25 protein-coding genes are annotated in these 24,926 nt (G+C 38.1%); 2 read left to right on the top strand and 23 right to left on the bottom strand.

Annotated elements, in window-relative coordinates:
- Positions 1-78: 78 nt before the first annotated feature.
- The 20 genes from ftsA to B1B04_RS02510 form a co-directional block, all read right to left on the bottom strand.
- Entirely contained in the window at positions 79-1,362 is a 1,284-nt protein-coding gene (gene ftsA, locus B1B04_RS02605; RefSeq protein WP_079559775.1) for a cell division protein FtsA, read from the bottom strand.
- 96 nt (positions 1,363-1,458) lie between these two features.
- Positions 1,459-1,830, bottom strand: coding sequence for a small basic family protein (locus B1B04_RS02600; protein ID WP_079559774.1), 372 nt, complete (start codon positions 1,828-1,830; stop codon positions 1,459-1,461).
- Between the two features lie 3 nt (positions 1,831-1,833).
- Positions 1,834-2,553, bottom strand: coding sequence for a DUF881 domain-containing protein (locus tag B1B04_RS02595; protein ID WP_079559773.1), 720 nt, complete (start codon positions 2,551-2,553; stop codon positions 1,834-1,836).
- Positions 2,554-2,623: 70 nt separating this feature from the next.
- Positions 2,624-3,349, bottom strand: coding sequence for a DUF881 domain-containing protein (locus tag B1B04_RS02590; RefSeq protein WP_079559772.1), 726 nt, complete (start codon positions 3,347-3,349; stop codon positions 2,624-2,626).
- On the bottom strand, positions 3,330-4,148 hold the full coding sequence (locus B1B04_RS02585) for a cell division protein FtsQ/DivIB (RefSeq protein WP_079559771.1): 819 nt from the start codon (positions 4,146-4,148) through the stop codon (positions 3,330-3,332). The genes B1B04_RS02590 and B1B04_RS02585 overlap by 20 nt, the downstream gene beginning before the upstream one ends.
- Before the next feature lie 20 nt (positions 4,149-4,168).
- Positions 4,169-5,248 carry a putative lipid II flippase FtsW gene (gene ftsW / locus B1B04_RS02580; RefSeq protein WP_079559770.1) on the bottom strand — a complete coding sequence of 360 codons (1,080 nt, stop codon included), beginning with the start codon at positions 5,246-5,248 and terminating at the stop codon, positions 4,169-4,171.
- A 40-nt stretch (positions 5,249-5,288) separates the two neighbouring features.
- Positions 5,289-6,638, bottom strand: coding sequence for a UDP-N-acetylmuramoyl-L-alanine--D-glutamate ligase (murD, locus tag B1B04_RS02575; protein ID WP_079559769.1), 1,350 nt, complete (start codon positions 6,636-6,638; stop codon positions 5,289-5,291).
- Positions 6,635-7,606, bottom strand: coding sequence for a phospho-N-acetylmuramoyl-pentapeptide-transferase (mraY, locus tag B1B04_RS02570; RefSeq protein ID WP_079559768.1), 972 nt, complete (start codon positions 7,604-7,606; stop codon positions 6,635-6,637). The genes murD and mraY overlap by 4 nt, the downstream gene beginning before the upstream one ends.
- Before the next feature lie 124 nt (positions 7,607-7,730).
- Positions 7,731-9,647, bottom strand: coding sequence for a stage V sporulation protein D (locus B1B04_RS02565; RefSeq protein WP_079559767.1), 1,917 nt, complete (start codon positions 9,645-9,647; stop codon positions 7,731-7,733).
- 58 nt (positions 9,648-9,705) lie between these two features.
- Positions 9,706-11,907, bottom strand: coding sequence for a penicillin-binding transpeptidase domain-containing protein (locus tag B1B04_RS02560; RefSeq protein ID WP_079559766.1), 2,202 nt, complete (start codon positions 11,905-11,907; stop codon positions 9,706-9,708).
- Positions 11,904-12,272: a cell division protein FtsL gene (ftsL2, locus tag B1B04_RS02555; RefSeq protein WP_079559765.1), complete on the bottom strand. Its 369-nt coding sequence runs from the start codon at positions 12,270-12,272 to the stop codon at positions 11,904-11,906. Before ftsL2 ends, B1B04_RS02560 begins: the two co-directional genes overlap by 4 nt.
- Positions 12,273-13,223 carry a 16S rRNA (cytosine(1402)-N(4))-methyltransferase RsmH gene (gene rsmH, locus B1B04_RS02550; protein WP_079559764.1) on the bottom strand — a complete coding sequence of 317 codons (951 nt, stop codon included), beginning with the start codon at positions 13,221-13,223 and terminating at the stop codon, positions 12,273-12,275.
- 59 nt (positions 13,224-13,282) lie between these two features.
- A complete protein-coding gene (gene mraZ, locus B1B04_RS02545) occupies positions 13,283-13,714 on the bottom strand; it encodes a division/cell wall cluster transcriptional repressor MraZ (protein WP_079559763.1) in 432 nt (143 codons plus the stop codon).
- Between the two features lie 252 nt (positions 13,715-13,966).
- Positions 13,967-15,583: a bacillithiol biosynthesis cysteine-adding enzyme BshC gene (gene bshC / locus B1B04_RS02540; RefSeq protein ID WP_079559762.1), complete on the bottom strand. Its 1,617-nt coding sequence runs from the start codon at positions 15,581-15,583 to the stop codon at positions 13,967-13,969.
- A gap of 220 nt (positions 15,584-15,803) precedes the next feature.
- Positions 15,804-16,199, bottom strand: coding sequence for a DUF3397 domain-containing protein (locus tag B1B04_RS02535; protein WP_079559761.1), 396 nt, complete (start codon positions 16,197-16,199; stop codon positions 15,804-15,806).
- Positions 16,196-17,098 carry a ketopantoate reductase family protein gene (locus B1B04_RS02530; protein ID WP_079559760.1) on the bottom strand — a complete coding sequence of 301 codons (903 nt, stop codon included), beginning with the start codon at positions 17,096-17,098 and terminating at the stop codon, positions 16,196-16,198. Before B1B04_RS02530 ends, B1B04_RS02535 begins: the two co-directional genes overlap by 4 nt.
- 672 nt (positions 17,099-17,770) lie before the next feature.
- Positions 17,771-18,148 carry a transcriptional regulator gene (locus B1B04_RS02525; protein WP_079559759.1) on the bottom strand — a complete coding sequence of 126 codons (378 nt, stop codon included), beginning with the start codon at positions 18,146-18,148 and terminating at the stop codon, positions 17,771-17,773.
- A 110-nt stretch (positions 18,149-18,258) separates the two neighbouring features.
- Positions 18,259-19,026 (bottom strand): enoyl-CoA hydratase/isomerase family protein, encoded by a 768-nt coding sequence (locus B1B04_RS02520; protein ID WP_079559758.1) that lies wholly within the window; start codon positions 19,024-19,026, stop codon positions 18,259-18,261.
- A 163-nt stretch (positions 19,027-19,189) separates the two neighbouring features.
- Positions 19,190-19,363: a 50S ribosomal protein L32 gene (gene rpmF / locus B1B04_RS02515; RefSeq protein WP_010858320.1), complete on the bottom strand. Its 174-nt coding sequence runs from the start codon at positions 19,361-19,363 to the stop codon at positions 19,190-19,192.
- Between the two features lie 24 nt (positions 19,364-19,387).
- A complete protein-coding gene (locus B1B04_RS02510) occupies positions 19,388-19,921 on the bottom strand; it encodes a YceD family protein (RefSeq protein ID WP_079559757.1) in 534 nt (177 codons plus the stop codon).
- A 196-nt stretch (positions 19,922-20,117) separates the two neighbouring features.
- On the opposite strand from B1B04_RS02510, the gene B1B04_RS02505 reads away from it, so the two are divergent.
- On the top strand, positions 20,118-21,329 hold the full coding sequence (locus B1B04_RS02505) for a nucleotidyltransferase (RefSeq protein ID WP_079559756.1): 1,212 nt from the start codon (positions 20,118-20,120) through the stop codon (positions 21,327-21,329).
- Positions 21,330-21,593: 264 nt separating this feature from the next.
- Here B1B04_RS02505 and B1B04_RS02500 read toward each other — a convergent pair whose 3' ends face one another.
- Entirely contained in the window at positions 21,594-22,640 is a 1,047-nt protein-coding gene (locus B1B04_RS02500) for a SepM family pheromone-processing serine protease (protein ID WP_079559755.1), read from the bottom strand.
- A 118-nt stretch (positions 22,641-22,758) separates the two neighbouring features.
- Here B1B04_RS02500 and B1B04_RS02495 point away from each other — a divergent pair, with 118 nt between their 5' ends.
- Complete coding sequence (locus B1B04_RS02495; protein WP_240518167.1) at positions 22,759-23,658, top strand: hypothetical protein; 900 nt, start codon at positions 22,759-22,761, stop codon at positions 23,656-23,658.
- Positions 23,659-23,756: 98 nt separating this feature from the next.
- Here the strand turns inward: B1B04_RS02495 and coaD are convergent, their stop codons facing one another.
- Both coaD and rsmD read right to left on the bottom strand, forming a co-directional pair.
- Positions 23,757-24,272 (bottom strand): pantetheine-phosphate adenylyltransferase, encoded by a 516-nt coding sequence (gene coaD / locus B1B04_RS02490; RefSeq protein WP_170938874.1) that lies wholly within the window; start codon positions 24,270-24,272, stop codon positions 23,757-23,759.
- 102 nt (positions 24,273-24,374) lie between these two features.
- Positions 24,375-24,926, bottom strand: a complete 552-nt coding sequence (rsmD, locus tag B1B04_RS02485) for a 16S rRNA (guanine(966)-N(2))-methyltransferase RsmD (protein WP_079559753.1) — start codon at positions 24,924-24,926, stop codon at positions 24,375-24,377.

Genomic DNA, 24,926 nt, shown 5'->3' with positions numbered 1-24,926 from the left:
AACTCCTTTCCGATTCCGTGACATCCGCCGTAGGCTTTAACTTCTTTCAGCGGGTGTTTGGACACCTGCTGAAAGAAGTTAATCAAAAAACTTATCAAATAATTTTTTTGCTCTTCCGATTACGCTTCCTTTTGGCTCTGAAGGTGTAGCATATTCTTGCTTCTTAGATGTGGCTGCAGGAGATCCTACAACTGCATATTCAATAGGTTGCGTATTAGCACTTTTTCCATAAAAATCATCTTCTAAATAGGCGTAACGAATAAGTCCAACTGCCGTCGAAAATGAAGGCTCTCTAACGCCAATATAATCAGGTGTATATATTCTAACACGAGTTTGCAGAATTTGACGTGCCAGTTGAGCAATACCGTCAAGCTTTGCAACGCCTCCAGTCAAAACAACACCACCTGGTAAATCTCTAACACCTAGACGGGCTAACTCGTCAATGACTAATTCAAATAATTCTTCCAAACGAGCGCCAATTATTTCCGAAATATAGCGCTGGCTGTACTGATCTGTTGAATCTGTCCCTACAACCGGTACTTCGAATAGTTCTTCATCAGATGCATCATCATAATAGGCATGTCCAAATTGATGTTTAATTTGCTCTGCCTGTTCCGTTGGTGTTTTTAAGACGATTGAAATATCTTTTGTAATATGATCGCCACCAATTGGAATGACACCTGTATGTGTTAATAATCCCTCTTCAAATACTGCGATAGTAGTTGAACCGCCTCCTAGATCAACAAACGCGGTTCCTTGGTTTTTTTCATCCTCCGATAATGCAAAAAAACCTGCTGCTAATGGTTGCAAATATATTTCTCGAATGCTTAGACCTGCACGTTCTACACAACGTAGAACATTGTGTAAAAGTGTTTTTGAAGTAGTAATCATTGTGGCATCCATTTCTAAACGGATACCAATCATGCCTCGTGGATCTTTAATCTCATCTAAATTATCCACAATAAACTGTCTTGGAATAATATTCACTAATTCACGTTCAGGAGGTATTGACATGACTTGTGCAGATTCTACTACTCTATCTAAATCATCATCTGTAATTTCTCTATTTTCACTATTTACAGCGACTACACCTTTAACCAGCTGTAACATCGTCTGGTTAGCTGGAACACCTAAAACGACTTCATTAATTTGATATCCTGTCATTCGTTCAGCTTGATCTATTGCTTTTCGAATTGATTGAACTGTTGCATCAATATCAACAATCGCACCTTTTCGAACTCCATTCGATTTTACATTTCCGACCCCAATTACATGTAACTGACCATCGCTCATTTCACCTATTAATACCTTGATAGAGGATGATCCTATATCAAGAGAAATATATAAATCTTGCTGATTCAATTCGCTGCACCTCCTCGAAAAAATGCTCTTATTCTCATTCTATTGTAAATTCGGCATAATGTCTAAGCAAATCGAGCATTTAGCTCAACTTTTCTCTCATTCTATGGAATTTTTGTTCCTTTTGTGACGTTTCTCATCTATCTTAGTTAGTAAAATACGCCTAATAATTGCTATATTCTGGAACAAACGTACTCCGAAAGCGAAAATGGCCGCTAAATATAAATCTATTCCTAAATACACACCTAAAAAGGCTAATCCCGCTGCCAGAATTATATTAAAAAAGAATCCTGATACAAATACTTTATCGTCATATACTTGCTGTAATTGAGCACGAATACCGCCAAATAATGTATCTAAGGCTGCTAAAACAGCTATTGACAGATAATTTTCATAAATAGAGGGTATTTGCATATTTGTTAACAAGCCAAGGGCAAGTCCAAATATCAAACCTAAAAATGGTAGCCACATATATTATTCTCCTTTTTTCACCTCTGTTAAATAATCATTTGTCAATGGCTGATCAAATGCTGGGATTATTAAATGCTCTGTTGGTTCCTCTATTATTAAGTTAAAGTTGTCCAAATAAAAGGAATCAATAAATGTGGAAGCCTGTAATGAATTGTACATTTTTTGTGCTTCCTTAAATGAGCTTGTCCCAACATAAATTTCAAAAGGTGGTGCGGACAGTGGTACACTGTTCACTGTTGTCTTTCCATTTATGTCTCGAATGGCTGTAGTCTGGACAACTCGATTTCCATCTATCGAGACACTCGCTGCATTGTTTTTAAACAGAGCATTTAGTAATTGGGTTAGTAAATCAGGCGAAATTTCTTTGATTTCATACCCCATTTCTACTAATTCGGGCGCTGGTTCAACACGAAGTACAACTCCGGGCCCTGTCACTTCCGTTAACCCGGCCTGTTGCTTTAAACGATCCAGCGTTTGATATAATGCCGACTGTAAATTTGCTTTCTCAGATTGCTCATAGCGACCCACTACTTCATTAAGTGAACGAATTTCTGCTAATAATGTGGAATGCCTTTGCTTTTCTTCTGCTAATTCCTCTCTTATGGCCCAAATATCTCGTGTATCTCGCTCAGCTGGTTGCTTTATGGTATTGTATTGTACCGCTATCATCAAACCGATAATAAATAGCACGATCGTTATTCGGGTATACATATTTTTTTTCAAAATAGCCCCTCCTAGACGTATCGTAACCCCTAACAGATTTACGCCTTAGATCTTAAATTAGAAAAATCGTTTAACTTTCTACTTTTGCTTTTGGCATCGTTAGCTTTTGCTCTTCTTCAAATGATACAACAATATTGTCATTTAATAATTGATCCACAACGCCACCTTTTAAGTTTAAGGAAGCTTTGAATGTTGCTGAATCTCCTACAGCCTCGATGACGAATGGAGCTGGATGTTGCTTGCCATCAATCGTAATGACTGGTCCATTACAGCGTATATAAGAATTCGCCAAAACACGTTGACCATTAATAGCAATTGCTTGAGCGCCCGAAATTTTAAGCTCATTGAGCAATTTAAAAATATGGCTTTCATGCACGATATAATCATTAGGATTAGCAGATTTTGGATCGTAATCACCATCTTGAAGAGTTATACGTATCCCTTTTCCTTCTGAATTTAAATCGCCTAACAACAAACGTAAATCCTCTGCTTCTTCAACAAGCTTTGTATAATCCTTTTTGCTAGCGACGAATGATTTTTCATACTTACGAATTTTTTCCTGCAAAGCATTCGCTTCTTCTGATAATTCTTTATTGCGCTCTTGCTGTGCAATTAACTCCTCACGATATGAATCCTCTTGCTCCAAAAGCTTTGGATTGGTCGAACCTGCATCTCGATTATCTTTTGCCTGGTTGTAGGAATAGCCAATGATAAACCCCATAGTCACACAAACAATAAGCAACTGAAATTGTTTTCTTGAAAAGAAATTTTCTTTGCTATTCTTTTTCTTGTTCATCTTTTTCCACTTCCTGGTCGGCCGCATCGGTATCTATATCAATAGCTGTTTGGTTGTACTCATTATTGAAAGGACGATAATACGAGCCTACCTCTAAATCGATAACTCCCTTCTCCAAATTTGAAATTTGTGCCACAAGTGAAGGGTAATGATTTAGCTTTTCTGCTAATGTTTGAATAACAGCTCGAACTTCATAGCCATCGTTCATATAGAGCTTGACTGCATTAGGGTTTGAGTTATTGCTGTTAGTATTGACTTGAGAAATGAGAGTTAATACTTCTGGATTTAATTGTGCTAACTGCTTTACAAGTTTCTTAATTGTCTTTTCGCCAGATATGCCGATAAATACAGGTGCATCAATCGGGATTTCATCTCCAGCTTGATCAAAGCGCTTGCCATTTTCAAGTAATGGATAATAAGTACCGTCACCAGCTAAGTACGCAACCTTTTTCCATTCTTTAATTTCTATTGCCACGCCTTGAGGCCAATTACGTTTAACATGTGCTTCTTTCACCCATTTATCCTTTAGTAATAATTTCTCTACCTCTTCTTCTTTAAATCCCCACATTGACTTCCCAGTTGCAAGAGTACTTGACTTCAAATAATATTGTTCTTCTACTAATCGAGCGCCATTGACTGTAATTTTGTTGATTTTACTGTAAGGAGATTGAAAATAAAGGAGTACTGCTAACACGATAAAGAAAAGTAATATTAGCACTATAAATTTCCGATTTGTACGCTTTTTTCGTCGCTTTTTTAGCGTAGGTATGCGATCTTCTATGTCAATTACTTTCTCCAAAAAGTACTCCTCCTTTATATTTATTTCGCTAATTGATAAATAATACCTATTATTAGCCACATTGTTACTAAAGATGTTCCTCCATAGCTGATAAAAGGTAATGTGACACCTGTTACAGGCACTAAACCAATCACTACTGCTATATTTAGAAATGCTTGTACGGCTAACATTGTTACAAGTCCAATGATCGCGTAATAAGATGTTCTTGTTTTAGCCCGCACTGCAAATTTATAGCCTGCATAAATCGTCAGTACGAAAAGTGCTATAATAACAAGTCCACCAAATAATCCGACCTCTTCAAGGATTATTGCGTAAATAAAGTCATTTTGTGGTTCGGGTAAATATAAAAACTTTTGCCTACTTTGTCCAAAGCCATGCCCGAAAATCCCAGCCGGACCTATAGCCATTAACGACTGCACAGCCTGAAACCCACTTCCTAAAGGATCGACCCACGGATCAATAAATGCCTCAATTCGCTTTAGTCGGTATGGCGCCGTGACAATCAAGCCTACTAATCCAGCAATCCCAGCAATCATAAACATTGCATAAAGCTTTAAAGGATACCCTGCCACAAAAAACAATAAAAACACAGAAACAACGAGAATAAAAACTGAACCAAAATCGGGCTGTAGCATAATAAGTACAACGGGCAATAATAAGATCAATCCATGCCGCCAATTAATAATCGACTTACCCGTTTTATGCTGCGCTAAAATATGGCTCATGTATACAATGACGGTAATTTTCGCTAGTTCAGCTGGCTGAATTGTTAGAGGACCTACGCCAATCCAGCTTTGAGAGCCATTTCGTACAAGTCCAATTCCCGGTATAAGTACAAGGACTAGTAAAACTAACGAAAATATATAGGCCATTTTCCAAAAGGACTGCTCTTTCAAAATATTTAATCGAACAGTGATTAAAAACACTACAATAGCTACGGCAAAGTATAGACTTTGCTTCATATAAAACGGCATTTTTCCACTATAATGAACGGCACTCCAATAGGTACCTGCAGAATAGACGAAAATAATGCCGATTATTGAAAGCATCAATGTTGTGACGAGCAATAAATAGCTTTCTTTCCCTCTCAGTAATGCCATCCTTCCAAGTCAAGTATATTCTAAAATAGTTACAGGCTCATTACAGCTTCATTACAGCATCAATAAAAACATCGCCTCTTATTTCAAAGCTGTCATATTGATCCCAGCTTGCGCAAGCCGGAGATAGTAAAATAACATCGCCTTCTGCCGACATCGGCGCAGCATAGTGTACTGCATCCTCAACATTTTGGGCAATGACAGTTTGCTGTACACCACATGATTTGGCAAATTCTACAAAACGTAATCCTGTTTCTCCAAAGGCAACAACACCTTTTACATGGCTCATACATGGACGCAATTCTTCAAACGAATGTCCTCGATCTAATCCACCTGCAAGTAAAATAACAGGTGCTCGGAATGCATCTAAAGCACTTTTTGTAGCTAAGCAATTTGTTGCCTTGGAATCGTTGTAAATTTTGCGTCCGTTCCATTCACACACAAATTGAGTACGGTGACGAACGCCCCCAAACTTCGCTAGCACTTCTTCCATTTTAGCTTTGTCACAGCCGACTAAAATACAAGCTGCGACAGCTGCTAAAATGTTTTCTAAGTTATGCTTACCAGGCAAAGCGATATTCGCTCGATCTAAATACGGCTCACCTTGCCAATAAATTGTTGTGTCATCCGCACTAATTCCTGCATCCGTGCATCCCTTAGAACTAAATGGTACCTTTTGAGCTTTTGATTTTGTTGCATAGCCAACAACAACTGGCTGATCAGCATTATAAATAAAATAATCGCTTTCATCTTGATTACGTGTAACACCAAATTTTGCCTCAGCATAGTCATCAAATGTCCCATGATAATCAAGATGTGCATCATAAAGATTTGTTAATATAGCAATCTTCGGCTTAAACGTTTTAGTCCCCATTAATTGGAAGGATGATAACTCTGTCACAATTACATTATCCTTTTGTGCTTCTCTTGCAACACCACATGCAACTGTTCCTATATTCCCTGCAATTAACGGTTTTAAACTACCGTTATTCAGCATGTCGAAAATTAACGTTGTCGTAGTTGTTTTACCGTTTGACCCTGTAATCCCGACAAATGGCGCTTCACTAATTAAATAAGCAAGCTCAATTTCTGTCCAAACAGGGATTTCACGGCTTATTGCATCTGCTACTATTTTATTGCTATAAGGAATTCCTGGATTTTTCACAACTATTTCAAAGCCTTCATCTAGTAAATCTTCTGGATGACGCCCACAAATAACTGTAATCCCCTTTTGCAATAGACCTTGCGCATCTGGGCTTTCGTCAAATGGTTTTGAATCATTCACCGTCACAAAGGCGCCAAGCTCATGTAAAATCTCAGCTGCAGCCACACCACTTTTAGCTAGACCTAAAACAAGGACTTTTTTATGTTGTAAATCTGTAAAATTTCTCATAAGAACGCCTCCGATAAAACTCCAATCAATGCTACTGCTAAAGCTGTTGACCAAAAGACAAGTACTACCTTCCATTCTGACCAACCTGATAATTCAAAATGATGATGAATAGGACTCATTTTAAAAATACGTTTTTTACGAAGTTTGAAGCTGCCTACCTGTAAAATAACGGATAATGTTTCAATAACAAACACTAATCCAATTAATAACAGTAAGAATTCTGCTTTTTCTAAAACAGAGACCATAGCTAATGCTCCACCTAATGCTAGAGAACCTGTATCTCCCATAAATACTTTTGCAGGATTCGCATTAAAAAGTAAAAAACCTAATAATGCACCTGTTACTGCGAATGAAAATAAGGCGATATCAGCTTGCTCTTGGAACAGAGCAATAACACCAAATGCTGCAAAGGCAATGGATGCAGTACCTGCTACAAGGCCATCTATGCCATCTGTTAGATTCACTGCATTTGAGAAGCCAACTAACCAGAAAATTAAAAAGGCTACATAGAAAATACCAAGATCGATCGTCCAATCTGTAAATGGTATTGCAATTGATGTATCAAACGATCCATGTAGTAAGAAATAGGCCAAGACTGCAATGACAATTTGACCAATAAGCTTTTGAAGTGATGTTAGTCCTAAATTACGTTTAAAAACAACCTTTAAGCTATCATCTAACAAGCCGATTAACCCAAACCCTACTAATACTAGTAGCAGTACGATGGTTTGTGTTGTAAATAAATCTAAATAGCTACCTACTCCAACAGTAGTGAGGATAATGGCAATTAAGAAAATAATGCCTCCCATTGTTGGAGTACCAGCTTTCTTCATATGGGATTTTGGCCCCTCTTCACGAATACTTTGACCGAACTTTAATCGGCGAAGAAGTGGAATAATAATTGGTGCCAGGATAACTGTTACTATAAAAGCAAGAGCTAAAATGGTAAGCGTTGTTGCGAGTTTCATTGAAAAATCTCCTTTAAATCTTGTTTCACTTTCTTCTTGAAGAAAAAAGCACAAACTTTCATGTATTTATTACTACCCTTCATAATAATAGTGGTTCTTTCCCATTTTTTAAAGGTAAAGTTAATTAGTTTTCTAAATAAAGATGAATGGTGCCATCTTGTTTGATAACACTATCCACTTCAGGCAGCTGATTGCCAATTTTAGTCCCTTCCCCATGCCATACAATGCGGAATGGATAATGTTGCTTGGCAATATCGTCCTTCGTTTGACCAATAAAACTTGGTACCTTCACAGTGATTGGGTCACCCCATCGATAATCTTTTTCGAGCTGTTCCTTCGATTTTTCAATGCCAACAAAAGGTGCAATATCTTCAATAATTTGACCAACGATTGGAGCTGCTATCACACCGCCAAACTGTGTTCCCTTTTTCGGGTTATCTACTGCTACATAAACGACAATTTCCGGATTATCCGCAGGTGCGAAGCCAATAAACGATACGATGTATTCGCCGTCTTTATAACGGCCATTCTCTACCTTTTGTGCCGTACCTGTTTTACCACCGATTCGTAATCCATCTCGGTAAGCTTGCCGTCCTGAGCCCTTTGCGACAACAGATTCTAATGCACCTCGAACCTTTGCAGACGTCTCCTCACGAATAACTTGTTTTTTAACTTCTGGTTTAGTCTCTTTTATAACGTCCCCAGTATTAGGGTTAAAAATCTTTTTCACAACATATGGCGTATACAGCTTGCCCCCATTTATTGCTGCGGCTACTGCTTGCACTTGTTGAATTGGTGTAACGGCGACCCCTTGGCCAAATGAAGTTGTAGCCTGCTCAACAGGTCCAAAAGCGTCCTTGGAAAATAAAATCCCTGAAGACTCACCAGCAATGTTAGAACCTGTTTTTGTACCAAAACCAAAATCTTTAACATATTGTAGTAGTTTTTCATTACCTATTCGCTGACCTAATTCAATAAAGCCTGGGTTACAAGAATTTTCTACCACTTCAAGGAAGGTTTCAGATCCATGACCTTCTCGCTTCCAACAACGCAATCGTGCTCCTGCAACCATTGAATAGCCTGGATCATAAAAAGTATCCTTCTCTAAATCCACTACATTTTCTTCTAAAGCAGCACTAAGAGTTATAATTTTGAACGTTGACCCCGGCTCATATGTCATCCAAACAGGTAAATTTCGATTGTAGATTGCTGGCTCTACCGTTTGATATTCTGCTGGATTGAAAGTAGGGTATGAGGCTAATGCTAAAATTTCGCCATTGTTTGGATTCATGGCAATGGCCATTGCTTGGTCAGCATCATAACGCTTCATCGCCTGTGATAATTCACGTTCAACGACCTGTTGTACATCTACATCTATCGTTAGCTCGACCGTTGCGCCATCTTCACCAGCCTTCCAGGCACTCTTTACATTCGGTAAATTATTCCCTTTCGCGTCTGTAAAGATTCGTATAGCCGAAGAATTAGCCTGTAACAGCTTATCGTATTCATATTCAATTCCCGCTAAACCTTGTGCATCATAGCCTGTGAAACCTAAAAAACGAGATAATAGGGTACCGTATGGATAATCCCTTGAATAATCGACACCACTATATAATCCTTCAATCTGCATAGCTTGTAACTCCACTGCTTTTTCATAAGGAATATTTTTTCCTTCAGGTGCCAGCTTTACTAAGTACACTTTCTTCTTCATTTTTTCCAAAAGCTTTTGTTCATCTACACCTAAAACTTGTGCAATTTTTGCCGCTGCACCTTCAATATCCTTACTTTGAGAAGGCATGAAATATAAAGTTGGTGCAAGCTTATTTGTGACAATATTTTTCCCCTTACGGTCAGTAATATGCCCTCGCTCATTGGCAAAAGGAATTTCACGGTCCCAATTCTCTTCGGCTTTCTTTGTCAGTTCTTTTTGATCTAATACTTGCAAGAAGAAAAGCCTAATAATAATCGCAGCGACTACAAACATAAACAATACATATAAAACACGCAAACGCTTTTTGGAATGGATAGAAATCCACTTCATTCGACATCACACCTTGTTTTTTACAACGTATGAAATAAAGTGGGCTTCTATTCAGTCTTTATTCCGTTTCACCCTCAGTTGGGGCCTCTACATCTTTGATAAAGCTTTCAGCTGGCGTTTTCAGCTTCACGACAATCGGTGAACGATCTGAAATTACAGTACCTGCCGAAATGCTCTGACTAGCTACAAAGCCCTCCCCAACGACTTCAAGTTCTAACTCTGCCAATGCCTTAAAAGCAAGTACATTACGCAACGACCAGTTAGTGAAGTCCGGAAGTACTACATCGCCTGCTGTCTTTAAAAACACAAAATTACCTTTCACAAGTTTCTGTGGACCTTTAGGATATTGGTCAATAATTTTACCGCCACCACCAACAATAATTGGCTGCAGACCATCATTCTGAAGCTCTACTTGTATAGCTTCAGCACTTTGACCTGTGTAATCTTGTATCTTAGTATCATCAACTTGCTTTACATCTTCCGGGTTAACATTTAAATACTTTAAACTATTTAACATAACAGGATTAAATACTTTCGAAACTGGTATAGAACCAGCTTCACCTTTTAACTTTGGCCTTTTTATGGAGACATACATAATGAGCTGAGGGTCATCTACAGGAGCCATCCCTAAGAAAGAATATAGAAATTCATTTGATCCCCATGAATACCTACCATTTCCTAAAGGAATTTGGGCAGTACCTGTTTTCCCTGCAACTTCATATTCATCAAGAACAAAATCCGTCGCCGAACCTTTCTCAGCTGTTAACGTAGAGGCAAGGATTTCTTTTACTTGTTTCGCTGTGTCGGCTGAAACTGGTTTTCCCTTTACAACCGGCTCATGCTTTTTAATCGTTTTTCCTGTCGAAGGGTCAACAATACGATCAATCACATACGGTTGCATCATTTTCCCGTCATTCGCAATCGCTGTCAATGCTTGAATTAATTGAATCGGCGTTACCGTAGAACCTTGACCGAACGTTGTTGTCACTCGTTCCACTGGGTAATTCGATAAAAGTTTTCCTGATGCTTCATTCGGTAAATCAATACCTGTTTTTTTACCAAAACCAAATCGATCTAAATATTCAAAAAATTCTTCCTCACCAATTAGCTTTAATAAGTGTGCCATTGCAGTATTGGATGAACGTTGGAAGCCTTGTAAATAAGTAATATACCCCCAACCAACTTTATTGTAGTCTTTAATTACACGATCATGGACTCTGTATTGACCTGATGGATAGTAAGCATTTGGATCCCAAGCCCCTGTATCAATAGCAGAAGCGAGTGTGAACGTTTTCATCGTCGAGCCTGGTTCTATAGTCTCTTCAATAGCCTCGTTCAGCCACTTCATATTATCGCCTTCACGTGTATCAGGATTAAACGTAGGTCGCTGTGACATCGCTAAGATTTCCCCGGTTTTTGGACGCGCAATAATAGCTGTCATCGCTTCAGGGTTATATTCCTTTTCAACCTCTGTCATCTTTTCCTCTAAAAAGCTTTGAATTGTTTTATCAAGTGTTAAATAAATGTCATCACCATTTTCGGCAGGCGTCACCATTTTTTCACTATTCGGTAATAAATAACTGAAAGCATCTGTCTCATATTCTACCTTACCGTCTTTTCCAGTTAGTTCTTTGTTGTAGGTAAGCTCCAAACCCATTTTCCCTTTTGTTGTAAGCGTACCATCCTTATTTTCCTCTTTTAGTGCGAAACCAATTAAGTGTGAGGCAAAGATACCATTTGGATAATAACGTTTTAAATCATTTACAAATAAAATCCCTGGTAAATTTTCTTCTTTAATTTTACTCATCGTCTCATGACTTAATCCACGTCCCGCACCGCCAAATTCAACTTGATAAGGCTTTTCGCCATCATCTTTTACTCTAGTAAGCTGTTGATAGATTTTTTTTTCGTCCATAGGGATATATTCTGCTAATATTTTTGCAGTTTTATCTGGATCTACTACATGTCGAGGTTTTTTTGAATTCGTCGTGGCCTCTTTATTGACAATTGCGATTAGTCGATAACTAAGTGTATCCTCCGCAATAATTTGTCCTTTTGCATCAAAAATTTTTCCCCGATTTGCTGTTATTACACTTTCTTTGCTATATTTTGCAGCTGCCTTTGCCGCAAGCTCTTGACCTTTCACTTCACCTGTCGCTTGTAACGTCACCATTCTCGTGAACAATAGAAAAAAGAGCCCTCCATAAAAAATAAATAATAGAAAGGCTCCCCATTGGAATCGAAATCTCTTTTTTTTCATTCTCCCGGCACTACCTTTACATTTTTCTCATTTTGAGTTAAACCGAGTTCTTTAGCTTTGTTCCATATGTTGTCGAATGTAGACAGCTCACTTACATGAACTGTCAAGTCAACATTCTGTTTAGTAATCTCTTCTGCTTCAGTTTCGATTTTTTGAATGTCCATGCTGGTTGTCTGAATGGCTGCTTGCTTATTTAACACTAGTACTGACATTACAGCGATAATGCTAACTAAAGCAATTAGCATTGTTTTTTCAAACTTCTGGTTCGATTTTTTACGACGTTTGATAGTGGGTTGTGGGCTAGGGGGTGTTATTGGTTGTTGCACTTGCTGTTGCTGGTGCTGCCTTACACGAACTGCTGCCATTTACTCACTCCCTTTGTCGTTAATTTTCTCTACCACTCTAAGCTTTGCTGAGCGGGCGCGATTGTTTACAGCTAGTTCTTCATCAGAAGGAACGATCGGCTTTCTCGAGATAAGCTTTAAAGTTGGCTTCATGTTATCAGGAATTACTGGTAAATTCGGTGGTAATTCCGGTAATGATGACGCTTCCTTAAAAATAGTCTTGCATAGGCGGTCCTCCAATGAATGGAACGTAATGACACTAATGCGTCCACCTACGTTTATCATATCAATCGCATCGACTAATGAATCCTCTGCTGCGCCTAGCTCATCGTTAACAGCAATTCGTATTGCCTGGAATATGCGCTTCGCTGGATGTCCACCTTTACGGCGTGCCGCTGCTGGAATACCCTCTTTAATAAGTTCTACAAGTTGGCCAGTTGATTCAATCGGTGCTGCCTTACGTGCCTCTTCGATTTTACGAGCAACTTGTTTTGAAAATTTCTCTTCCCCATAACGGAAAAATATACGTACTAAATCTTCATATGCCCATTCATTTACGACGTGAAATGCTGTAAGGGATGCCGTTTGATCCATGCGCATATCTAAAGGTGCATCGTGGTGATAACTAAAGCCTCGTTCTGGTGTATCAAGCTGTGGCGAAGATACGCCTAAATCATATAAAACACCATCAACTTGCTCAATACCAATCGCCAATAGCTCTTCTTTTAAATAGCGGAAATTCGAATGAACAAATGTCACACGTTCAATATATGGCGCCAATCGAATTTTTGCATTGTTAATAGCTGTCATATCTTGATCAAAGCAAATTAAACGACCTTTTTCAGATAATTGTTGTACTAAATATTCACTGTGTCCTGCTCCACCTAACGTACAGTCCACATACACACCATCAGGATCGATGTTCAACCCATCAACTGTTTCTCTTAATAACACGGTTGTATGATCGAACATACCACTCGCTCCCTTCAGGCCTTAACTTCATCTAGCTGACACTTAAGTGTCTAAAAAAGTTAAAAATCAAAGCCAATCATATTTTCTGCAATTTCATTAAAGGATTGCTCCGACTCACTAAAGTAAGTCTCCCAAGCATCTTTCGCCCATACTTCAATCCGATTCGAAACTCCTAACACGACACATTCTTTCACAAGATGTGCATGCTGCATTAGAGTTGAAGGAATGTTAATGCGCCCCTGCTTGTCTATCTCTACTTCCGTTGCTCCAGAAAAGAAAAACCTTGCAAATGCACGTGTATCTTTTTTGGTCATCGGTAAGCCCTTTAATTTTTCTTCGAGTTTTCGCCATTCATCCATAGGATAGCCAAATAAACAATTATCAAGTCCGCGTGTTACAACAAACGTTTCACCTAAGGCTTCACGAAATTTTGCGGGCACGATTAATCGTCCTTTTGCATCAACAGAGTGTTGATATTCTCCCATGAACATGCTATTCACCCCACTTTATTAAATAATGTACCACATCCCCCCACTTTCCTCCACTTTTTTTAAAAAAAACTTGACATTTTAACAATTAATGTGTGATTAGGCCTTTAACAAATTATTGAAACTATGCTAAATGACTCAAAAAAAGAGCTACCCTTAGTAGGATAGCTCTCTATTTACTATTTATATCGACATTATCCATCAAATTCACATTGTATCAAATTGTTAATTAGGTATATAGATACAAATATTGGATTATAAATAAATTATATAGTGGTGATTGCCAACGCTATAATTTTGTTTCAACATTTCAGTAATTAACATAGGTCCAAACTCATTAAAATATTGATACGGACTATAAGTTCTTTCCTGGAATCCCTCATTTGGATACAGCTCATTTTGTAACGTCATAAATTTTCGGATCGTCGTTTCATGCTTGTTAAGAACAGTTTGTTCAACCTTTTGCTGTAAATACTCAAATTGCTTTAGGTGATTCTCTTTATTTTTCTCAAGTATTTTATCTAATAATAGCTGTTGTTCTTCTAAATAAAGTTGAAGTGCATCATATTTTTCTAAAAGGTCTCGTTGCATCGTTTGAATTTGACGCTTCGCTTCAGTGTCCTGTACGTCAGCAATATACTGCTCTTTAAGTTGCAATACTTTACCATCCCAAACTTCAGCAACAGTTAAACGATATTCACGTAAAAGTTGTTCTACGTGACGTGTAACAAGTGTAATATGAAGGCGTGGAGCAAAAATCGGCATTTGTAAGCCTAATACAGAAAATGCATCCTTCAATGTCGCCCAGTAGGCAAGCTCCCCTGGTCCACCAACAAATGCTAGCACAGGCAATGTCATTTCCTGCATTAACGGACGCGTCACAACGTTATTACTTAACTGCTCAGGGTGTTCTTCAGCAATTTTTAAAACTTCTTCACGAGATAGTTTGATATTTGCAGCTAGATTGACAAAATGCTGATTTTTTCTTTCTAAAAGAAGACGCTCTTCATCTTCTACATAAAATAAATTGGCCGCTTCGTTTGTTGCCAAAATAGGCTGGCCATAACCTGCACGTTCAAGCTCCGCTTCCCTCTCCGTTACCACTCTAGCAATTTCTTCATTTTTATGAATGATACGGGTAAAATTCCCACTCTCATATTGACGGAATTTAAAGTCCGCTGCATCTATCATCAATAAACCTTCATCTTTAAACAAGTGGTTCATAAGTTGCGCAAAGAAGTCCGTAAACGTTTCACTCTTATTTAGAGTATCTACTAATTGTTTAATAAGCATTTCAGTGAATTCTGTTTCACCCATATCCTTCACAATAGTATTTATTAATTGTGTCATGGATTCTTTGTTTATTCTTGTTTCAGAAGCCATTGTTTTACGTCTTGAGCGTTCACTGTATGCACGTTTTTTAATATCTACACCATGCACTGTATACGTATGGTTAATTTCCTCTAAATCATGATCTTCTCCAGCTATCCAAAAAACAGGAACAACTGGTCGCTGTAGCTTTACACTTTGCTCTTTCGCTAATGCTATAACCGAAATCGCCTTATGCACCGAGTAAAGAGGGCCTGTTAAGATACCTGCTTGTTGCCCACCAACAACCGTAACAGCTCCTTGCTCTAGTTGTTGCAAATGTTCATTCGCTTTCTTCGAAATACCAAGAGGCTCCATAAATTGACGTATGATGGCTGTTAATTCTTTTTGATCATACGCCTGCTGATCTAGATATTGCGCACGTTTCTCAAAAGATTTATCGTTATATTCGTATTCAAAAAACTCATGGATGGCAGTATTCGGTGACCAATAATCTGCTAGCAAACGATTTTTTATGGGTACTTGGATTGACTCCAGTTTCATTTAACACAAACTCCTCTACCTAAATCATCTTCTTACTCTTTAATAAGCAAAATAAAATAAACTCCCAGAAAAAAGTTAAGGTACAATTTTCAACAAACCTCAAACGTTTAAGTACTTTGGAATTTCACTTCATTTTTGCACATCTAGAGTTATTACTTAAAAAAACAATTTATAATGCTATTATTTTAACGCTTATGGCTTCAACATGAAAAGAAAATGCTTAGACTGCCTGTAAATATTCTATAACAGATCGTATAACACCTACTAAACAAATAACAATATACGCCGTACTTAGTACTAAAAATTGAAAGCGCCAAATTTTCCTAAGTAGCGGTTTTACTTCAATTTCCTTTTTTGTTCGCCAATCAATATATGTAAAAATTATTGCCATCACTACCGTCAATGTAACTAATAGTGCGCTAACATCGACATTCCACAGCACACTAATTGCTAGCGGTACTGAAAAATACAAACACAATGTTGTCACGTCCGATGCTACTCCAAAAGCATGAGTGCCTCGAATTTTAACCTTTCGACCAAATAAATAGACAATCATAAAAAGGAGGAATGGACAAAAAATAATGACACTTATCATAATATGTAAAAAATCTTTCAACGTCTTTCACCGCTCTCCTCTATCGCAAGTACTTGGTGATATAAAGTACGTAAAGTTGGCAAATCGTGACCATTCGCTAGAGCTTTTTCTAGTATTACTCCTGCAATCGTGTCAATTTCGCTTTTCCTTCCTTGCACCCGATCCGCTAGCATAGAGGATGTATTACTTGCTGTTTGTTCACATAAGTCTATCACCTTGAAAAAAGGTATAGTTTGTTCTATGCCTTCAAAAGCTCCCGTAAATTCTCGATAAAGAGTTTGCATTAATAGAAACGCTTGCTTATTCGTAACTAACTCTCCATTCTTCAGTTGCAGTATAGCCGTTAATGGATTAATTAAGCAGTTGAATACAGCTTTCTCAAATAACATTTGTTCCGCATTAGCAACTAGTTCAACTGGATATAAGGAATTTCTTAGCTGTAACAAATCGGCAAACGCATTACTATCCCCTCGCTCTATTGCAATTTTACAAGCACCTACACCTCTATGTTGCACAGTTGTCTGATTGATCAATTGAGCACCAAATGTTACAGAACAAAAAGCAATATTCTTTTGCGGCAAACGTAGTGCCTCGTTAAAGTGCGCCAATCCATTTTGCATAAACAACAACGGTACCGTACTCGGTAATGCAGATAATTGTTTGTATAGCTCTTGTAATTGACCGTATTTAACAGCAATTACAATTAAATCTTGTCGCGGTAGTTCCTCTAATTTCGTAGTTGAAGCAACTTTTTGTACAGTTTTCGTTCCATCAACATTCACTCGTGTTAAATACTTTGCATGAAGTTCATCTACCTGTTCCTGCCTTCTCGCAACCAACGTTACAGATATACCAGACTCAGCTATAAAACTTGCCGTTAATTGCCCTACTGCCCCGGCACCAATAATCGTTACACCCACAATACATCACACCTCCTACATTTACAACGAACGATCAAACATAAGAGAACGCCCTCTCTCAGCATAATTGCGTCCGAAATCGACTTTGCGCTCAGGCCTACTTGAGAGCCAACACGATATCGGTCATTTAGGTAATGCCACAGGATGTGGCGTTTTTACCGATGCAGGTCAGTCAGCCGTTTCGCATGGATGCGATACTAACATCCCCTAATAACTCCATTTCGATTCCGTGACATCCACCGATGCTTCACCTTATTTCAGCGAATGTTTGGCAGACACTACCATCCATCATTATACAATCCATTTTACCCCACTCTACAGAAGGAGGTGCCTTAGAATGATTCCTAAGGCACCTCCCATGCAGGTTCTTTTATTATACAAGATTGGCTAAGTGTTTACGACAATATATAAAGCGAAACTTTAATCAGCGGGTTTTTCCCACTAATCATTAGCCTTCACCAATCGGACTTTTACAGGCAGTTACTCTCACACCTAACTTCATAACTTTCGTTACATTTCAAGGTGTGTGATTTGTACCTGGCGCTTCGCATTCGGTACAGATAAATTATTACCTATAAATTCACTTAGCGCAGCATTATGTTTTAATCTAACTTATATTCTTTCTAAGTAACTTACTCTACCGCACTTGTAACCCTCATCTGCTTCCTTATTTTAATCTTTCATTAAAGAATATCCTTGCTGTAACCATTTCACTAGTTTTTCATGATCATTTTGTAATTCACGGTGTCTTATTTCGAGACTTTGATAGGCCTCTGTTAATTCATCGAAACTTGTTAATGCCAATTTCAAATGACTTCGCATAGATTGTTGCGGCTGATTTCGCACAGCTAGTAGCGACTGACTATATTGACTACGTAATGTTTTATTCCAACGGAAACCACATGCCTGTTTTGTACGACCTAGTTCATTAGCAGCCATTTCAAAAGCCTCTAGCTGTGTTTTGCCATTTTGCACATTATGCAACACGATTTCTGCTAATCTTTCATCGTCTTCCTTTGTCCATTGATCTTTTCTTTTTTTCAATTCCATAATCTATCACCCTCGCATTTTTTACTACTATATGCATGGGCGAGCAAAATAGAATCATCGAAATAAAAAAGACAATGATTATGTTTTATTATAATCACTGCTGTTATACATTATTTATTGTTTTTCTTTGCTAGGAAATTAGCAACTGCCTCGTGGTGAGCTTCGCTTTCCCACAATTTCGCACATGTACGAACTTCCTCCATAACACGTTCATACATATTACGCTCACGCCACTTTCGAAGCTCAATTTCTTTATAAGCCTTATGAACAGAAGGGTGAATTTTACGCATATGTTCGATAAAATCATTCAACGCCTCTTCTTTCGAACCCTCGAAAACGCGCATTGCCCAACCAATTTCATATAGTAATTCTGCTGGATAAGGCTTCGCATCGACTAGCATCTTCATTGCACGGTCATGGCGTAATCCACGTTCGAATAAGTATGTACCGCCTCCCCAGCCGCTCGTAATTGCTAATGTCCCCTGTATAAAACCACATTTCGCATGACTTGCCACTAGACGAAAATCGCAAGCTGTTGCAATCTCACAACCTCCACCAACCGCTGTTCCATTAATTAACGCAATCGTCGGCACAGGCAAAGTCGCAAGGTCGTATAATATTTTGCCCATCTTACTCAACATCCCGAACGCCTCATCCTCCGTTTCAAGCGAATGAAATTCAGATAAATCGCCCCCTGAGCAAAATGATTTATCTCCCGCACCCGTCACGACTAAAAAACGGACATCATCATGATGTCGAATATATGTAATAACTTCTTGAAGCCCATCCATAACCTCATCATTAACCGCATTCCTTTTTTCTTCCCGATTAATCGTAAACGTCATAATACCATCTTTGTTATCAATTATATATGCCATACCATTTCCCCCTTTGTCCCGATGGATAAATTGTATCATACAATTATTATAGTACTATATATCTTTTCATTATTGCCGAAAGATTCCGTCTTTTCTAGTCAACAAAAAGGCTAGTAAAGAGCCATGGTCTCTTTACTAGCCTTTGACGTGAGCAAACACTGAATTATTTGCTTACTACTTCTTTACCTTTGTATTGTCCGCAAGCTTTGCAAACACGGTGTGATAATTTTGCTTCACCACAGTTTGGGCAAGCTACCATACCAGGTACAGATAGTTTGAAATGCGTACGACGCTTTCTTTTTGCAGTTTTAGAAGTTCTTCTAAATGGTACAGCCATTGATGGCACCTCCTTACAGATCGTCTATTCGTCTGTTTGATCAAAATACTTAGCTAAATCAGCCAGTCTTGGATCCACTTTTTTTTCGTCAGCTTTTTTGTGTAGCTGAACGTCTTCATCTGTTGCGTAAGACCAGTTTTTACCACTATGCACTTGCCCTTCGGTATTCTCCTTGAACACTTGCATAGGTACTTCAAGAAGCACTAACTCCTCAAGAACCGGCTTCATGTCGATTACTTCACCAACTATGTAGTGAATATCTCCGCCATCTTCCCCACGATTTTCTTCGTCAACCCAGCTGAAAATTTCAACTGTATCAACTTCGATAGGAAACTCAACATCTTCCCACGTGCGTGCACATGGAAGTGTTAACGTCGCTGTCACTGTTAGCTGACATGTCATTTGCGATGCACCGAAAGTACATAGCCCTTTTACATGAACGGGCGAAATTGCTCGAATATCCTGGTTTCGCTCCATCACCTCGTCCAACTGGACATAGGCATCGATTGGCATCCCGTTTTGGCGGTATTTAGATAATTGATGAATTGACCATTTCATTCGTTTAATCACCTCGAGACAACACTGTTGATTATATAATGTGTAAAAATAGATGTCAAGATAATTTCTTGTCACCACAATAAAACCCACCTATAATTATATATTATTAAATGTGTATTTGCTCCAAACCGTTCTTTATAAGCAAAAATGCTCCTTAGAACGAGAAGCAAATGATATAGATAAAGGGGGCTTACATTTGCAAGCAGTTGGAATAGTTGTTGAATACAATCCTTTTCACAATGGACATGCCTATCATTTGGAACAGGCGAAGAAAGTAGCACAGGCGGATATTGTCATCGCTGTCATGAGCGGGGATTTTTTGCAACGTGGTGAACCAGCCATGGTCGATAAATGGACACGCACAAAAATGGCTCTCGCAGGTGGTGTCGATATTGTCATTGAACTACCTTACGTATATAGTACCGCACCTGCAACTGATTTCGCAAAAGGAGCCATTTCCTTACTTTCTGGAATTGGTTGCGATTCTTTTGCTTTCGGAAGCGAAGATGGCTCCATACAACCCTTTATGAATACGTTTCAGCTCATTAATAATCACCGCACTGAATATAACGCTCTTATTAAAGAAAGCCTTAAAACGGGTGCAAGCTATCCTAAAAGTCTACATTACGCCTATGAACAGCTTTCTCAAAAGTTCCCTGCTGCATACATTGATTTAGGTCAACCGAACAATATACTCGGTTTTCACTACATTGAGGCTGCCAAAACTTTAGGTAGTAACATTAAACCTTTAACGATCCCTCGCATCGTTGCAGGTTATCATGACGCTATACAAGAAGGTGCATCCATTGCTAGCGCCACAGGAATACGCAAGGCACTAGCAACAACAAGCGCTCTACAAAATGTGCAAGAGTTTCTACCTAAAGCATCATTCGTTCATTTAGCGGATTGGCAAGAAAAATATGGTGAATTTGCAAGTTGGGAAACTTTTTGGCCATTATTACAGTTTACACTTATTCGGCACACACCTAGTGAACTGACGCGCTATGCCGAGGTAACAGAAGGCATTGAGAATGCACTTATTAAAGCAGCGAAAACGAGTCATTCTTTCGGTAGCTTTATGGAGAAAATTAAATCTAAACGCTATACTTGGACACGACTTCAACGTATGCTCACGCATATTTATACTGGATTTACAAAGGAACAATTGCAAAGCTTTGATGCGCCTTCTAGTATACGTTTACTTGGTATGAGTAAGCAGGGACAAGCGTATTTGGGCATGCATAAAAAAGACATACCTTTACCTTTAATCAGTCGTGTTGCAGCTATAGATGATGCTATGCTCGCTGTAGATATCCATGCAGCAGAGGTATACAATTTAAGTATAGAGCAAAGATCAAAAGGGGAAAGTTTACCTAAAGATTATCAAACACCACCCATTCGTTTTTAAGTAATACGAGATCACAATAAAAAGATGCCAGAAATTCCTCTAGCATCTTTTTATGTTGTTAAAAAAATTGTTCAGGAATGTCGCACCGCTTTAAATGAGGGTGATTTCCATTCCTGGCTACTCGCTTTGGTGAAGAGCCATAAATAAATATTTTCTGTACGAAAGTAAAATATTTTATCTACGTGCAGCGGTTTACTTTTATTTACAAAGATTTTCAACACAATAAAAAGATGCCAGAGATTCTTCTAGCACCTTTTTTGTTTCTTATTTCGGCTGTAACTGTTTTAAATATTCGATTGCATCATCCACAGTTTTAACCGGAACTATTTTCATTTTTGTTTTTATTTCTTTTGCTACCTTTACTGCTGTTGCATAATTAGATTCTAGTTCAGGATATTTGGCTTTCATTTCTGGAGTAATTTCATCATCTGGCGCGAAAAAGATATCCATACCATCACGATCAGCAGCAATGACTTTATAGTCTATCCCACCAATTCTTCCAACAGTGCCGTCAACCAGCATCTCCCCTGTCCCAGCTATAGCATAGCCCTTCGTTAAATCTTCTTCGAGAAGTTGGTCTAAAATTTCTAAAGTAAACATTAGTCCAGCAGAAGGACCTCCAATATCCTCAGTTTTCATAGACACATTTGGATTTGTTTCAATAGATTTACTTTCAGCATAAGTAATACCTAAACCAGCCCTTGTTTCTTCTGATCTAGGGATTTCCTTTAATGTTATCGTTACCTCTTGTTCTTTTTTATTACGTATAAATTGAATTGTCACTTTCTCTCCAAGCTGCTTCGGCTTTAAAAGATCTACAAGCATTTGTTGATTTCTAATTTTTTGTCCATCAACTTCAATAATCTCATCACCAGCTTTTAATAAATTTTCCGAAGCACCGCCCTCAAGGACATTTAATACAAAAACACCGTTAAAAAGAATTTTTGTTTGAAGGCCAGCTCTTTGAAAAGCTACATATTTTGCATTAAATTGAGAATCAGTCATTAATTTAAGCTGTCGAACATTATATTCTTCTTCATCCTCTAACGGATTTCGAACTTGGGTAATATCCATTAATTTTTGGTATTTTTGAGTTTTTGCCCAAAGATACGAAAAAGGCGTAGCTTGCTGCATAGCCACCGTCATTAAACTCATGGAACCTTTATCATTCGTGTGGCTATTTTCAACGTTAACAAATTCACTGACATCATAAGCACTTCCAGGCTTCATAATATAAGCGTCTAATCGGTATAACATTAAAAAACAAATCACGACTAATAACATTGCATAAATACTAATTTTTTTCTTCATAAGAAAAAACCTCCTAGGACGCTTGCAAAACCTTACGTTCATTTTTTTGCCTTTTTTACATATATTGATTTTAGCATTTGCCTATGTGAATGACAAAAAGTTGAAACGAGATGATAACATGTACGCGACAATTCAAATAGCGATTTGCATAGTTCTTATTCTATTACTCTTGTTATTCCCACAAACAGCTCATACAGGTACTGATTTAGGTTTAAACCTTTTTATGGATGCTCTATTCCCGTATTTATTACCTTATCTTATTTTAACGCAATGGCTTCTCCGTTTAACGGCTCCTATGCGCACAAAAACAAAAAGAGCTTCTTTATACGTACAAGCCTACATTATTAGTGCACTTGGAGGATATCCGTCTGGAGCAACAACCATTGTTTACTTAAAAAACAGTGGGCAATTACACGCTAAAGAAGCAAATTTTTTATTAGCCGTATGTCATGCACCAAGCCCTCTTTTTGTGCTAGGCTTTGTAAGCCTTGATTTACTACACAGTAATACGTTCGGATGGTTGTTTTTATGTTTACTACATAGTTTTAATATTTGCTGCTTACTAACTGGTTACTTTTTATTTCGTAAAACAGATCCTCCTAGCATCTCAATACACAATACAGCTTTGAATACAGCACCATTCTCTGAAAGCATAAAAGAAACAGCCCCGACAATACTATTAGTTGGAACGACGATAATTTTTTTCACTACCATCCAGACGATTGTCCAACAAGGCTTAGATTCACTGCTACCTAAACTTCCCTATGCAGCGGAGCTTTCCATAGCCGCAATTCTTGAAGTTACAAACGGTCTTAAAATGACCGTCTCAGCTTTTCCAAATCTTTCGTATTTGCCATTACTTGTTGTTATGTTGTTGACCATGCAAAGTATAAGCATTCACTTACAAATTTTCGTCATTGCAAAATCAGCCAAGCTGTCTGTTCGACCCTATATAAAATTCCGCCTACTTAGCATAATCATTGTACCTACTATTTATGCTCTTTTTTTCTTAAAATAAATAATCATCTGCATGGTTCAACATTATACGTAGGAAACAAATTGCTCCTCAAACTAAAATAAGGATGTCTTAAAAATAAGACATCCTCTTTGTTTCTTTTATTTATTAAAACCATACTTTTCTTTCAAAGCTTCTACAACACAAGCAGGAACAAGCTCGGTTACATCACTACCGTATTTCGCAACCTCTTTGACAATGCTTGAGCTCAAGAATGAATATTGATTTTTTGTCATGATGAAAAACGTTTCAATGTTTTTATCAAGAAAACGGTTCATCGAAGTAATTTGCATTTCGTATTCAAAATCCGAAACAGCTCGTAAACCACGGACAATCGCTTTTGCTTTTTTTTCCTTGGCATAGTCTATTAATAGTCCAGATGAACTTTCAATACGTACATTAGGCAATGTTTTAGTCACTTCAGCCATTAATGCCATACGCTCTTCTACTGAAAATAATGGCTGCTTGGATGAATTATTTAATACAGCAACATAAACTGTGTCAAATACATCTGCCGCTCGTTTAATAATATCTAAGTGACCATATGTCACCGGATCAAAACTCCCAGGAACTACAGCAATTTTCTCTGACAATCTATTCCCCTCTTTCTTTTGCATAACGATCCATTTCACCTTGGCTGCATGACGTGGCCACTCTTGCGTTTTCACAGGATGAAGTTCTTAGCCCGAGTTCCTCTATTCAGCAGGTATTGGGATACCCTACGAATGAAGATAAACGGATATAATCGTTCCGCCATATATTTCTTGTCTTTTTAATACAAAATCACCAAACCTCTGTGGTAATTCTACTTCTTTTGCATGCTCACATAAAATTACGCCATCAGGTTGGATTTTATCATTGTCGACAAGAATCTGCACTAAGTCATAATATTCTTTGTGGTGATATGGAGGGTCTAAAAATGCTAATTTAAACGAAATATCACGTTTTAATAGCGCTTTCACAGCACGCTTCGCATCTATACGAAATAGCTCAGAACAATCCTCGTAACGACATTTCTTTATATTTTCCTGTAGCACTTGGAACGCCTTTGCATCCTTTTCAATAAAAACGGCGTGCTCAACTCCTCTACTTAAAGATTCGATCCCTAAGCCACCGCTCCCTGCAAATAAATCAAGCGCTATACCTCCATCAAAGAATGGACCAATAATATTAAAGATGGATTCCTTAACTTTATCAGTTGTAGGTCTCGTCGTGTTCCCTACAATCGCCTTTAACGGCATTCCTTTACGTTCTCCTGCTACAACTCTCAT

The organism is Lysinibacillus sp. KCTC 33748 (assembly GCF_002237755.1).
Classification (GTDB): domain Bacteria; phylum Bacillota; class Bacilli; order Bacillales_A; family Planococcaceae; genus Lysinibacillus.
The sequence above is the reverse complement of the archived record's forward strand: the minus strand, read 5'-3'. Positions and strand labels throughout refer to the sequence as shown.